At 48.7% G+C, this 14,397-nt stretch carries 12 protein-coding genes; 2 read left to right on the top strand and 10 right to left on the bottom strand.

Annotated features, from left to right (window positions below):
- Positions 1-64 precede the first annotated feature (64 nt).
- Entirely contained in the window at positions 65-1,450 is a 1,386-nt protein-coding gene (locus ACA070_RS21950; protein WP_497448320.1) for a hypothetical protein, read from the top strand.
- Positions 1,451-1,487: 37 nt separating this feature from the next.
- Here ACA070_RS21950 and ACA070_RS21955 read toward each other — a convergent pair whose 3' ends face one another.
- Positions 1,488-1,730 (bottom strand): hypothetical protein, encoded by a 243-nt coding sequence (locus ACA070_RS21955; protein ID WP_497448321.1) that lies wholly within the window; start codon positions 1,728-1,730, stop codon positions 1,488-1,490.
- Between the two features lie 90 nt (positions 1,731-1,820).
- Here ACA070_RS21955 and ACA070_RS21960 point away from each other — a divergent pair, with 90 nt between their 5' ends.
- Positions 1,821-2,951: an acyltransferase family protein gene (locus ACA070_RS21960; RefSeq protein WP_497448322.1), complete on the top strand. Its 1,131-nt coding sequence runs from the start codon at positions 1,821-1,823 to the stop codon at positions 2,949-2,951.
- A 367-nt stretch (positions 2,952-3,318) separates the two neighbouring features.
- Here the strand turns inward: ACA070_RS21960 and ACA070_RS21965 are convergent, their stop codons facing one another.
- The 9 genes from ACA070_RS21965 to ACA070_RS22005 all read right to left on the bottom strand — a co-directional run bounded on the left by ACA070_RS21965 (position 3,319) and on the right by ACA070_RS22005 (position 14,287).
- A complete protein-coding gene (locus tag ACA070_RS21965; RefSeq protein ID WP_497448323.1) occupies positions 3,319-4,428 on the bottom strand; it encodes a glycosyltransferase family 4 protein in 1,110 nt (369 codons plus the stop codon).
- Complete coding sequence (locus tag ACA070_RS21970) at positions 4,425-5,054, bottom strand: acetyltransferase (RefSeq protein WP_497448324.1); 630 nt, start codon at positions 5,052-5,054, stop codon at positions 4,425-4,427. Before ACA070_RS21970 ends, ACA070_RS21965 begins: the two co-directional genes overlap by 4 nt.
- The gene (locus tag ACA070_RS21975; RefSeq protein ID WP_497448325.1) at positions 5,051-6,703 is read right to left on the bottom strand and encodes a glycosyltransferase; all 1,653 of its coding nucleotides are present in this window, start codon (positions 6,701-6,703) and stop codon (positions 5,051-5,053) included. Before ACA070_RS21975 ends, ACA070_RS21970 begins: the two co-directional genes overlap by 4 nt.
- Positions 6,694-8,991: a glycosyltransferase gene (locus ACA070_RS21980; RefSeq protein WP_497448326.1), complete on the bottom strand. Its 2,298-nt coding sequence runs from the start codon at positions 8,989-8,991 to the stop codon at positions 6,694-6,696. Before ACA070_RS21980 ends, ACA070_RS21975 begins: the two co-directional genes overlap by 10 nt.
- On the bottom strand, positions 8,969-9,739 hold the full coding sequence (locus ACA070_RS21985) for an ABC transporter ATP-binding protein (protein ID WP_497448327.1): 771 nt from the start codon (positions 9,737-9,739) through the stop codon (positions 8,969-8,971). Before ACA070_RS21985 ends, ACA070_RS21980 begins: the two co-directional genes overlap by 23 nt.
- A complete protein-coding gene (locus ACA070_RS21990; RefSeq protein ID WP_497448328.1) occupies positions 9,736-10,518 on the bottom strand; it encodes an ABC transporter permease in 783 nt (260 codons plus the stop codon). Before ACA070_RS21990 ends, ACA070_RS21985 begins: the two co-directional genes overlap by 4 nt.
- 102 nt (positions 10,519-10,620) lie before the next feature.
- Complete coding sequence (locus ACA070_RS21995) at positions 10,621-11,706, bottom strand: DegT/DnrJ/EryC1/StrS family aminotransferase (protein ID WP_497448329.1); 1,086 nt, start codon at positions 11,704-11,706, stop codon at positions 10,621-10,623.
- Positions 11,707-11,717: 11 nt separating this feature from the next.
- Positions 11,718-12,812, bottom strand: coding sequence for a GDP-mannose 4,6-dehydratase (gmd, locus tag ACA070_RS22000; RefSeq protein WP_282382624.1), 1,095 nt, complete (start codon positions 12,810-12,812; stop codon positions 11,718-11,720).
- A gap of 101 nt (positions 12,813-12,913) precedes the next feature.
- Positions 12,914-14,287 (bottom strand): phosphohexomutase domain-containing protein, encoded by a 1,374-nt coding sequence (locus ACA070_RS22005; protein WP_497448330.1) that lies wholly within the window; start codon positions 14,285-14,287, stop codon positions 12,914-12,916.
- Between the last annotated feature and the right edge of the window lie 110 nt (positions 14,288-14,397).

The raw sequence follows: 14,397 nt of genomic DNA on the forward strand, positions 1-14,397 counted from the left end.
ATTACTACATTATTGATAATGACTCCGAGCGAGACTCGAGCCTAAAATCAAAAAAGGATCAGCAATGGAATTATTGTCAAACTTAGAGAGCAAACCCACTCTCTATTCGTTATTACAGAGCAAACCCCAACTCTACTCTTTCTTCGCAGTATTTTTGGTACTGTTTGTAACGCACCAGTTTTTTGATATTGTCGACTATCCTTATGACTCGACAACTTATTGGAATCTAAGCACCCCAGCCTTCATTGCAAATTTTCCCGACATTGTGAGAGGCTACGTCTACGCCTACCTGCTTTTTCCAATCCATGCTTTAACCGATGCTATAAATGACACAGGCCGTGTTATTTTCAGGATCAGCACTTCCGCTATCTATGCCTATCTTTTGACAGGCCCGGTAGCAAACTTTTTTCTGCAGTGCTTCGGTGGTCGCCTTACCGTAACACGCCGCATCGTATTTGCATTGCTTGCGATTGCCGTTTTCCCCGGATTATTCCTTTATCCGCTGTCTGATATGCCAGCTGCACTAGCTCTGATAATTGCTATTGCATTCGCAAACAGTGCAAAACGAAAGTACTGGTTAGCATTTCTGTTTTTTTCTGGCGCGGCAGCTAGCGCAGCTTACAACATTCGAACTATCTATCTGTTCGCGTTCATAGCGTTGCTATTTATTATTCCGTTTGTCTTTCTGCGCAGCAAATCCTGGAACGCTCGGGCACTTGGGATGGTTGCGTTTATTTTAGGGGCTTTTGTTGTTGCACTGCCGCAAATGGCCATCAATAAACGTATTCATGACGTTGCCACTCCGTTGGTGTTCGCCACCGTCAAAGGCAAATCCTTGATGGCCACACAGTTATATTGGGGTATAACGATACAGCGCTACGAAACCTATAACGGTGGAGACACTCCCGCACCAAGCCTCTACTATAGGGATCCCGCTGGAATTGCCTTGCGCTCACTTGATGAATCGCTATTCACCGACGATCCAACTATCGGTGGGTACATCGCACTGGTTGCAAAACACCCAGTTCAGTTTCTTGGCATCTACGGAAGACACTTCATTAATGGCATTGATGTTCGCGATGGGCTTGTTTACGTCACCAAGTCTTCTATCAACAAAAGTGTCGTAGCTTTTCTCTGCTATAGCCTGTTCTTTTTTGGCGCTCTTATTTATTGCACAAGACAAAAACCTCGATGGATTGAGGTTGCTTACCTCGCCCCCCTGCTCATTCCGGTGCTCGCGATTCTTCCAGGAGCAGTCGAAACCCGATTCTTCATGCCTCTGTATCTAGTGTTGTTCGGCGCCATCGCAACGCAATTCGAATGGTCAAATTTTTCCATGCTTCTAAAGAAGCATTGGCTGCCGATCATCGCTGCTTATACTTTGCTCGCCGCCGCGTTTCTGGCTATAACAACAGCCGCCATGGCCTGCGTATCGTATAGTCTGCCCTAATCTTTTATGGTATTAGCCGTACTGTGAGAAATATCTTTCACGGTACGGCTTTTTTTTGAAACATTTTAGGTTCAGCTCTTTTGTCCGCCTGCCAGTACTGATTGATTTTAGCGTAGGTTATCAACACCTCTAGCGTTGTACCCATGACCATATTCATGCCTACTACGAAACTCTCCTTCACTGGTGTCAAGATATGCTGCATCGGACACATGGTGCTAAATGCAAGCACATTGCAGCTTGCCTCCTGACCTTTAGAGCGTCCGGTCATTTTTTCAGGCAAAAAACTCAATAATGAATGTGCTGAGGATATCGAATCAGATCACATCTCAAAAAATTGCTGTAGAATGCCGCGAAATTTAGGGGGGCCGTAATGTCGACACCACACGAGAGATTAGAGACGATCCCAGCCCTTACTGGAATGCGGTTTATTGCGGCGTTAATGGTATTTTTTTCTCACTACCCATTAACAGGTCTTGGTAACTTGCCAGAGACAATTATGGCCTCTGGTTACGCGGGAGTTACGTTTTTCTTCGTACTATCTGGATTTATTATCACCTATAATTACCTGGACAAATTCGAATCAAAGCCATTACATAATACTCCTATGTATCTTTGGGCTAGGTTCAGCAGGGTTTACCCGCTGTACATATTGACTATGCTCTTTGTTTGGCTGCAAAAAGATACAGCAACTCCGATTACAATTTATCTGTTTGCAGCACAAGCCTGGCACCCAGACGCTAGTGTAATAGGAGGTCTTAACAGTCCTGCTTGGAGTATCAGCGTTGAGGCGTTTTTATATATATGCTTCCCAATCCTAATCCCCGTATTCATGCGGATTGGTGTTCTACGGCCTGGCATTAAAATGCTAGCAGCAGCACTTCTAGTCGTTACCATTCAGCTATCGTTGGCGGGATACTTAGCGCTACCTCCAAGGCATGATTTACCTTTCACAGATCCCGACTCCGCACATCGATGGCTATATAACTTTCCGCTTACAAGGGCGTTAGATTTCATCTTAGGAATTTTTGCTGCCACCTATTACTGCAGAAGCAAACAAAACAAAACCAATGAAAAACATTGGAGTTACGTTTGCTATGGATCGATATTTGCTATCATCACTCTAATGGCATCGAAAGCAAATTATCTATCTTCATTCAGCTGGGATGCATCGTACGCCGGCTTATTCACTCTACTTATACTTGCAACTGCCAAAACTAGAAAAAGCTCTCTGAGCAGGCTGTTATCAACCAACACTGCTGTTTTATTAGGTGAGGCATCGTTCGCGTTCTACTTAATACATATCATTGCGCTCCCCTTATTCGCACCGAATGTCGACAGATCTTTTGTCACTGGCGTAGCATTTGAACTTCTGTTTTTGGGATTGATTATCACAATGTCAATCGGACTCCATTTATCGGTAGAAAAACCATGCAGGCGGTGGTTGATGAAATTAATGAAAAGCCGAGATGCAAAACCTTCCCCCGCAGCGAAGGCGCATTAGCTCAGAGGTTAATCGACAGGACAGCCAGAGCCAATATTCAAACTGGCATACCACCTTGGAATTGACATTTTAAAAAACGAAGCATTGCGATTGCTAGACTTCACGGTAATAGGTTCTACTTCAGTGACGCTCCCACCTAGGAGGCTGAGGCATCGCTACATTGCTTAGACTGCTATGCACTTGAATTCGGTCGGACACCTCACAACCGAGCACCCACAGACTTCGGCATACTTAATGACGCAATTTGGTGTCTTCACGGTTTTGATAAAACCACTGTTCGGGATGCTAGTCTCCTTAAAACAAAATAGCACCGCACCGCTTACGAAGTTTTTAGTTATATATCAAACTTCTTGAGTGCACACACTAATCACTTCAAAAGCGAACGATATATTTCGCTGTAGAACTTCACCATATCATCGGCCTTGAAATACTCTTCATAACGCTGTAGAGCATTCTCCCCCATGGTGGCAGCCGCCACTGGATCATCCCAGAGCTTCTTCATAGCGCTTGCAAGCGACGCGCTGTCTCCCGGGAGTGCCACATAGCCCGTTTGGCCTTCGATATTGATGTACGTTGTACCTGTTCCAATTTCGCAGGAGATGAGCGGCTTGCCATACATCGCCCCTTCGAGCAGGGTAATCCCGAAGGCTTCGGATCTAAGGTGAGAGGGGAATACCAAAGCGAAACACAAGGTCATCAGCGCGGCCTTGTCACCATCCGGCAGGCCACCGACAAAAAAGACATTATCCAGGCCCGCGTCTTTAGCCTTCTGTTTCAGCGCCATTTCCATGGGGCCTTTGCCCATGATCACGATAGGCAGCTTTGTCTGCTGAGCAGCTTCCAGAAGAAAGTCCAGGCCTTTGTAATAGCGGAGCGCCCCAACAAACAGGAAAAAGCGCTCCCCCACTACCTCACGCCAATGTGCCAATGATGCTTCAGTCGCCTCTGGGTACGTATCACGATCGATACCAATGGGGACCACCTTGACCTTATCTAGGTACTTACCCAGCGTCTCGCTGCTGGCAACATAGTTAGGTGAGGATGCAACGATGACATCTACATTTCGTAGAAATGCATGCAAGAGCGGATTATAGAAACGGAGCAATGACTGTTGTTTGACGATATCCGAGTGATACGTAACAACGGTCGGCTTCTTGATTCTCGTTAGAAAGTGCACCATATCCATAAACGGCCAGGGAAAATGGTAATGGATAATGTCGGCTTGTTTGGCAAGCTCGTAGAAGTCCTTGATCGCACCGATTGAAAAACCAGTGGAAGCAACCTGAAAGTTCTCATAGGATCGGTGGGTAATATGGTGTCCGAGCCGCTCATTGCGCATTGCGCCACGGGGGCTCAGGTAAAGGACTTCGGACTCGATACCGTGCTGCGTCCCTCCCTCAGCGAGCTGAAAGATAACCTGCTCTATACCGCCCATGGTATCCGGGTAGTAAGTCTTGAAAAAATGCAGGATTTTCAAGATTTGCGCCCCAAAAACTTCGCTGGAACTCCCACGTAGGTGCCAGCCTTATCAAGATTACGATGAGCACACGCACCGGCTCCCAGCATGACATCGTCTGTCACCCGAAGCCCGTCGATGACTGTTGAGCCCGCCCCCAGGAAGCAGCGATCACCGATACAGCTGCGGCCAGCAACTACAGCGCCGACGGAAATGTGGTTGTGGTCACCCACCACACACTCATGCTCGACAATTGCGCCGGTATTGATAATACAACCGCGTCCGACGGATGCCATCGGCCCAACATGTGCGTGATGAGCAATAAAAGTCCCCTCACCGATTTGGGCTCCGATGCCTATGGTGGCGCTGGGTGAGATGAGTGTCGCTAAAGGCCATCCCTGCTGAATGATCCATTCGCATTGCTCTATTCGCTTCTTGTTGTCGCCAGCAGCGGGAATGACTGACCAATCATCGGGCAGCTCAAAATCCACGGACGCTTTCACGGGGAACGAACAAAACGATTCATCTGGCCTGGCGTTGGCATCGATAAAGCACAACTGCGTTATCCCCGACGCAAGTGCAACGTCAGCCACACTTCGGGCATGACCGCCAAACCCCAGAATCAGGATCCCTGTAATGGAAGTCACGCCTGGACCTCCAAAGGGTTACCGCCACCGGCAGAGATAGCTTCAAGAACAGTGATGTGTTCATTCACGACATCCGTCCAGGTACGCTGAATCAAGCTCTGATAGATGTTTTTCTGCAGTTTAAGAAGCTCCTCTCGATGAGACAGAGCCCATTCAATACGGCGAGCCATATCTTCCCATTCAAACGGGTCAAAAAATGTCGTGTCTTGAAGCTCGGGCTGGTCAAGTATTTCCTCAGTAACCGCAATTCGAGCCATGACCACCGGCGTGTCTACTGACAGAGCCTCGGTAAAGGTGAATGGGCACCCCCCTTCACTCAGACTAGGGTTTACCGCCAGGTCTGCCAACTTGTAACACGCAGCAAGCTCCTGCACCGTCAAGCCGTATAAGCATAAAACATCATTCTCCAAACCGTGTTCGGCAATGAATTTTTTGACGGCCGGATAACGCTCAGGATCACCGGTCAAAATCAGTTTGTGGCTGACATATTTTTTCCTTAAAAGGAATTCGTATGCTCGCAACAACATCAACAAATTTTTGTTCGGTCTAAATTGGCTCGCATAAAATATAAACTTAAAGGAGGCATTTGCGAAACCTACCGTATAGTTCTTATTGGAGGATTTACGCATCGCACTAGCGAGAAGCGTTTGTGAATAATGGAGCGAGGTGGCTTCCAGATCCGCAAACCCTCGAGTTGTGACCCACTGGTTCAGCATATTCGGCGCATGGTGGATCACCGATACATTGGAAGCACGGATCGAATACTGTTCGACCAATGTATCCCACTTGATTGCGTTGCTGTAGGTGACGTAATGCTGCCCCGTCTGGATCGATCGGCGAACATCCTCAAAGGTTTGCAAAAAGCGTTCGCCTCCTACACTTGAGAAACCGACAGGGAAATCCGATAACACTACATCTGGCACGCACATCAGACGTGGACGATCTATCTTGTTGAAGGCCGGCCAAAAAGCAGTAGGACTGTACCAAGCTTTCACATCAGCCAGGCTATCAATCAAGTGAAGCATTCGCTCTGACTCAATTCTTTCCATTCGCTTATAAAGTCGGAAAATGAAAGCATCGTCCTTCGGCTCCCCGACAGCCACTCGAGCGCGTGATAAATGGCGCCGAAAAGGTCGAGTCAGTCGTTTAAAAACAAACTTGAATTTTATGAAAAAAAGAACAATCAACGCCAAAATAATAATTGGGCTAAACAAGACCCCAAGGCTGACAAGAAAAAGACCTTCTATGAACAGTAGCGCTACACCCGCATACGAATTGGTCGTTACCAATTGATGCTCAACGTGATCAATAGCAGCTTTTTTAATCGCTGAGAAACCATTGGAAATTCTTTTGAATATTCCTGGCTTCCGTTTTCGTTTCTTTCTAGCGATGTAGGCTTCGTAAACGCGTAACACCATCGGCTTTTTCGATGGAGAAACTAATTCGAAGCGCTCTTTAGAGACACCTTCACTGCGAAATAGATCTTCAAGCCCTTCTTTTGACCAACTCGGGCATACCAGTACAAAGCGCACATCTTCTCGGTCGCTAGCCCCTTTCAGAAAGGCAGCGAGGTATCTACCCAAGCCTTCGTGACGCAAATCCAAACCCGGCGCATAGGCCAAGTAGATACCATATTTATTTATAGACACTCGCGTATGACTCCCCAATATTGTGCCGCCAACTTCTCAACGCCTTGTTCTGCCAATACCTCAGGCGATGGAAGCAGGGCCTTCTTGGACAAGTAAGTCAATTCCATTTCTTTCAGCTTGTGCGCCATCTCTTTATAGTCGGCGGCATTCATCCAGGACAACTGCAGTGAAAACTGAATGTCCATCTCGCGCATAGCCGGATAGTCACTACTCAATGCCGGTACACCTAAGCTAGCGGCTTCAACAACACTGAAGGACCCGTTGTCAATTTTGCCTGCATGCCATAGAAACATTGCATTCGCCAAAGCACTGCGATACTCAAAGTCTGGGAGTTCGCCAAGCCATTTAACTTTCTCCCACAATGCGGCGCTTGCATTAACCTGTACAGACAGTGACTTAAGGTGCGGTTCACTACTCTCTAGCAGGTTGTTAGTATTCACACCCGTTACATGACAGAAGAATTGCCCTCCAAGAACCTCATAATAGAACTTGAGTGCTTTTAGTGCATTTACATGATTCTTGTGTGCCCCGGCATTAGTTGTCCACAGGAAATATGGCTGGTCTGGGGCCGACAACATCTCAAATTCAACTTTTGAAAAATCGGGAGCGAGCATAGGTACTTTAGCGATTCTATTTACCTCAACACCGGCATACTGAATGGCGTCCTGTTCCGTAAACTCTGTTGTTACAAGAAGCTTCTGTGCCCTGCGCACGGCACTGATAAAGTTTTCATCTCCGCTTTTGGAAAGTACCTTTTCATACCGCTGAAGGTAGTCATAGACCATAAATATGCATGGCCGCAGAGGTACTAAGGGTGCCTGCACGCGATCAGAGACTATGATCCACGCATCGCAGTCCAGAAGCTGTTTGATACCGTCATCCGGGACAACATATCTTACGGAGTCCGGTTCCCAACCGTCATGACCTGCATATCGCATGGCTCTCCGTGCTGTTTGCGCGTCGAGGGTTTTCCAGTGAAAAGTGCGCCGCTGAATTCTCTCATCCTGATCGGAAGGATCTTCTGCCTCATCGTCAGCAGACTTCAAATGCAAGAGGACAACGTCGACATCCTCTCCCCACTGCCTGCTCCCTTCATGCAAAGCTTCCGCTAGCAGATGGGCACCACGAAGGCTCCCCCCTCGATACTCGACTGGGACTACCACTGCGATTTTCTTGCGTTTGACTGGCCGTTGGCTTTGTTCCAAGCGGCTGACTTCCAGCTCTTGCAAGATTTCTTTGAAACTGCTTATCCAAGCGGCTTCACAGTTCTCTGCGCGCATGGGCTCCAGCAGTACTGCCTGACTTCTACGGACTTGCTCAATAAACTTCGTGTCATCATTCAAGATGCGACGAATTTTCTCTCTCGCTTCTTTGACAGACTCGCATCGACCAGGAAGGGTCGCTCCACCCATGCGATCCAGGATGCCCCCACTCATGAAGATCAGTGGCATACCGACGCGAATGGCTTCGAAGGGATGATAATGAATATGGTTGGGTTCGCTTGAATGATAAAACATCACTCGCGACTCTCTCATGTTACGTTCATGCTCTTCGTTGGTGACAAAACCCAACACATTCGGATCATTCACCTCTATCGGCTGAGAACCACCGATTTTGTATGGCAACCCTTGCATGTCCGAAATAAATTCTTCATATACTTTTTTATAGTAACTACTGAAACCAATATCCGGGCAAACGAAAAAAATATGCTTCTGTCTGCCGTTCCAGATGTCATTGATCGCACAGTTACTCAGGCCCAGCGGTAAAAATGCCTTACGCTTCTGCAGGTACATGGGTTCAGAATCGGCAAGATGCTCGTACGCAATACCCAACCAAAGACGTCGTCCAAGTTTCTTTACTGACTGCGTACCTAGCGTCAAGACCTTCACGACTTCTGAATAGCTTAGTGTCTTGTCCAGCCCATAAGCGCGCCAAATAGCCGCCCCAGTGAATGATCGTGAAACCTCATTCATGAAGCCTTTCGAGTGGCAGATAAAAAAACAAACATCGAAATATTTATTGGCTATATCCCAGGCTTCTTTCGACGGCGACACATACCAGTTCTGCTGATTTAATACCTCTAGATCTTCAGCAGGAATAGTAAGGTTCGCATCCTCCGAATGATCTATGCTTGCCGAACGAAAACCGATTTCCTGTGGAAATGACTTTGGCAGAAAAAATTCTTTAACCCCCAATGTCTTGAGCATTTGAAGCTCGAATTTACGAGCTGCGCCATGGTTCAGCAGCCACATCACACGAAACGGTTTAGTTTGCATCAGCAAGTCCATTTATCTTCTTGTATTCAGCTATCGCGTCGGTTATTTCACCGTCGAACAACAACTCGCCATGATGAAACACCAAGCCCCGGGTGCAGATGGATTGCAAAGCACCGAAGTCATGAGAGGCCAGCACGAGTATTTCAGCCTTTTCGATCAGACTGGTAATACGTACTTTAGCCTTTGCCATAAAGTTGGCATCGCCCGCACCAATTACCTCATCCAGCAACAGAATGTCGCCGCCGACCGTGGTTGAGATAGCAAAAGCAAGTCGTACTTGCATCCCGGCAGAGTACGTTTTAATCGGGTAATCAATGAACTCGCCCAGATCGGCAAACGCTACGATTTCGTCGATCTTTTCTCGCATGAACTTAGGAGACAGGCCTAGCAGCAGGCCACGGTAGAGAATATTCTCACGTCCCGTTGCGTCCGGTTCGAATCCCAAGCTCAGGTCAAACAGGGAACGAACCTGGCCTTGTACATCGAGCTCGCCGCTGGAGATTGGATACAGGCCTGCAACCGTCTTGAGGAATGTACTCTTACCCGCGCCATTATGCCCAAGAAGCCCCACCCGCTCGCCGCTGACAATTTGAACATTTATGTTCTTGAGTGCGTGAATATCGGCCACGTGGTTATTGGCATCTTTTTTTGCGAAAATGTTGGCCATCAATGACTTTAATGAACGCTCCTTATAGGCCGCAGCCGCGTAATGGAGATTTACGTTCTTTACATTGATCTGATTGATTTTATTCATTCTCATAGGTAAAAAATAACCTTCCGCTCCGCTTTGTAACCAACATACATCGCGATTAGACCGAAGAACAAAGCAGTACCCAAACTAAAAGCGTAGTTTTCAAAAGTTGGCCATTCCCCTTGCAGAAGCGGCGCTCTGAACAACTGAAGAATGTGATAAATCGGGTTGTAATCAACCAGAGCGTGCAACCCGCCGTTTTGAAACATTTTCGCTTCAAAGTACACCGGAGACACGAACCATAATGATTGCATTACCAGCCCAAGCGCGTGGGGAACGTCACGAAAGCGGGTACTGATGTAGGCGAGAAGTGTCGATACAGGCCAGGCTATCAAGGCAACGACGGGGAATATCGTTAGCGTCGCCAACCAGCTCCATCCGAAATTCTGAGGCATCATGATCGCCACCCAGAGATAGAGGGAAACACTGGCCAGCATGAGCACGATTGAACTACCGAGCACAGTTCGCAAGGTATAAATTGCCAAGGGATGATTACATTGTTTAATGTAAGCATCCGCTTGAACGAAAGACAATGAGCCGCCAATTGTATTAGCGGAGATGAACTCCCACACGACTATTCCGGAGAGAACATAAGGGGCGTAGGTTAATACATCCGTGTTGAACAGCTTGCTAAATACCAGCGTCAGGAGCACGGTCATACCCAAAGGCTGAATAATTGACCACGTCACGCCAAAAAAAGACCTGCGCCAGCGGGAGCGCAAATCAGCTAGAGCAAGATGTACCCAAAAGTATCGAGCAGCCCAAACGCGAGAAAAATACGAAAACATTACTTCCCCTGAATAATTAAATTCGAAAGCCTGGACATTATTCGTCCTCTTTGAATTTTTATGAGAATTGAGGCTGTTACCAGCCTCAATCCCAACGCAACATCAGCTGGCAAAGTAAGATCGAATTTCTTCTACTACTTGCTGCACCTGCTCGCGGCTCAGCGTCGGATAACTCGGGAGGTTCATCCCGCGCGAGCTAAGGTCCTCGGCCACCGGAAAGGTTTCATCCGTCTTGCAATGCGGCATGTGGTGAGCAGGAGCGAACAGAGGGCGTGTCTCAATGCCCTTGTTCTTCAAATGATCGCGCAATGCCTGACGCTGCTTCGGATCATCCAACAGCACCGAGCACATCCAGTAGGAGTGGCGTGTACCGGGTTGCTCTGCATGCATCTGCAGCGGAAGTCCTTCGAGCGCTTCACGATACCAGTCCGCAACCTGCCGCTTAAGCGTGATGATCTCGTCTGCACGTTCCAACTGGGCGAGGCCAATGGCTGCACAGATGTTGGTCATCCGATAGTTGAACGCCAACTCGTCATGCCAATATTCGCGGGTTTTGGACACGCCCTGGCTTTTGAGATGGCAGGCTCTCTCATGGATGTCCTTGTTCTTGGACACGACCATCCCACCCTCACCGGTGGTAATGGTCTTGTTTCCAAAAAAACTGAATGTCGCGACATCACCAAACGTCCCTACATGCTGACCGTTGTACAGAGAGCCGAAAGCTTCTGCACAGTCTTCGATCAGCAGCAGGTTGTGCTCTTTACACAGAGCGACGACCTCATCCATGTCGCACGACAGGCCGTACAAATGCACGACCATGACGGCTTTGGTTTTCGGCGTGATGCGGCTGCGGATGTCTGCAACGCTGACGTTCCAGGTATCAGCCAGGGATTCAGCGTAAACGACGCTGGCCCCGGTTTGCATGATGGTGTTAACGGACGCCACGTAAGTGAGCGTTGGAACAATCACCTCATCGCCAGGCCCAAGCCCCAGAGCGGCCATTGCCAAGTGCAGGGCAACGGTGCCATTGCTCACTGTGGTCGCATGTTCCGCACCAATGTATCGGGCAAACTCGCTCTCAAAGCGGGAGATAAACTCTCCACGGGAGGAAATCCAGGTCGAATCAAGACACTGGTTTACATATTCCTTTTCGCGTCCGCCCAAAAAGGGCTGATATACCGGAATCATAACAGCCCCCTTTATTCCTGACCCTTGAAGTATTTAAAGCCGTGTTCAGCGACCAGTTTGTCACGCTTGGCTTCATTCATGTCTTCACGCATCATTTCTTCTACCAACTCATTGAAGGAGGTAGTGGGTACCCAGCCTAATTTGGCTTTGGCTTTGCTTGGGTCACCCAACAGCGTCTCAACTTCGGCCGGACGGAAATAACGCGGATCGACGGCAACGATACATTTGTTGGTAGCGACGTCGTAACCTTTCTCGTCTACGCCCGTACCTTCCCAACGAATCTTGATATCGATTTCCTTCGCTGCAACCTCAACAAACTCCCGAACCGAATGCTGCTCACCGGTCGCGATCACAAAGTCTTCCGGAGTTTCTTGTTGCAGCATAAGCCATTGCATTTCCACGTAATCACGAGCATGACCCCAGTCACGCAGGGCGTCCATGTTCCCGAGGTACAGGCAATCTTGCAGATCGATCTTGATACGTGCCAGGGCGCGAGTGATCTTACGGGTTACGAAGGTTTCACCGCGGATGGGCGATTCGTGGTTAAAGAGAATACCGTTGCAGGCATACATGCCATAAGACTCACGGTAGTTCACAGTGATCCAGTAGGCGTACATCTTGGCGACGGCATAAGGGGAACGCGGATAGAACGGCGTGGTTTCTTTCTGTGGAATTTCCTGAACCAGACCGTACAGCTCGGATGTGGACGCTTGATAGAACTTGGTCTTTTTCTCAAGACCAGCGATGCGGATTGCTTCAAGGATGCGCAGTGTACCCATGGCATCAGTATCAGCAGTGTATTCTGGCGATTCAAAGGAAACCGCAACGTGGCTTTGCGCCCCGAGGTTGTAGACCTCATCTGGTTGAACTTCTTGCACGATACGAATCAGGCTACTTGAATCGGTCAGGTCGCCGTAGTGCAGCTTGAGATCATAGCCTTGGTTGTGCGGGTCGTGGTAGAGATGGTCAATACGCTGAGTATTGAAAAGGGAGCTACGGCGCTTGATGCCGTGTACCGAGTAACCTTTTTTGAGCAGGAACTCAGCGAGGTAAGCACCATCCTGACCAGTAATACCCGTAATCAACGCTACTTTCTTGTCGCTCATTTTTTCACCATTTTGAATTAATCAATCGAACAGTAAGTCTCTAAAATAGACTCAACTCGTTGCTGCCCTTCACTGTCCTTCTGGAAGTGAGAACCGCTTTGTCATTCCATATATCTACTGTTCAGCAGTTCCTCAATTTCTTTAACCTTTACCGCTACCAGCTCTGGGTCTCTTTTACTTTCCACATTCAACCTCAACAGAGGTTCTGTGTTTGAACCTCGCAGATTGAATCGCCAGTCGGGAAACTCCAGACCGACGCCATCGGTTTGATCGAGGTGAGGCCCTTCAGGTAAATAATGTGCCAGGACCTCCTTCAGCGCTGCGGATACATCGTTTACCCGATAGTTGATTTCGCCACTACATGGATAGGCGGCAATACGCTCATCAACAAGTTGGGCTAAATTTTTTCCCGAGGCAGACATCAATGCGGCCACCAGCAGCCAGGGGATCATGCCGCTGTCACAATAGGCAAAATCCCGAAAGTAATGGTGAGCACTCATCTCACCGCCGTAAATTGCATCCTCCAGACGCATGCGCTCTTTTATGAATGCGTGCCCGGTCTTGCATTGTACTGAAACACCGCCCGCCAATCGAACCTGATCGATCGTGTTCCAGGTCAACCTCGGATCATGGATGATCTTGGAGCCAGGGTTCTTCTTGAGCAGCATTTCAGCCAACAGGCCAACCAGATAATAGCCCTCGATGAAGCGGCCGTTCTGGTCGAAAAAGAAGCAGCGATCGAAATCACCATCCCACGCGATTCCCAAATCGCAGCCGTTCGCCAGCAACGCTTGACGTGTCAGCGTACGGTTTTCTGGAAGTAGCGGATTGGGCACACCATTGGGGAAGTTGCCATCGGGCTCGGCGTTGATGACTACCCATTCGAAGGGCAGTTTTTTGATCAACTCCTGCAACACAGGCCCGGCAGCGCCGTTACCCGGATCGGCCAAGATTTTAAGCGGTTTGAGATCTGCAACATTGACGTAACTGAGTAGGTGCTCGATGTAGGTCGTCTTATCCAGCTCAAATCGAACTTCACCGGGAGTGGCGGCCAGCGCACCTAAATCACCCCTTTCCACGCGGTCACGTATGGCATTGAGCCCGGTGTCGCCACTGATAGGCCGGGACTCGGATTTCACAAGCTTCATCCCGTTGTAACCTTTGGGGTTGTGGCTTGCGGTGATCATCACTCCGCCATCCGCCTTGAACGCGCTGGTGGCAAAGTAGACCTCTTCGGTGCCGCACAAACCAATATCGATGACATTGGCACCGGCCTCAAGCAACCCACGTGTCATCGCCTCTCCCAGCATCGGGCTTTCGAGCCGCATATCCCGCCCCAGTACAATGTTTTTGCCTTGCAACTCGACAACCATGGCCCGGCCTATCCGGAAGGCCACATCTTCATTGAGATCGGACGGCACTTGGCCACGAATGTCATAAGCTTTGAAACACTGGGTTTTGATCGGGGTAGTCATACCGCTCTCTTGCTGAGGTATGTGGAAGCAAAGCCGATTGACGGATCTGCGCTCTCATCAGAATGGAAATGCATCAGGAACAGGCCAAATGCAAAAAAAGCCTGACCGGT

The organism is Pseudomonas sp. LBUM1678 (assembly GCF_059695575.1).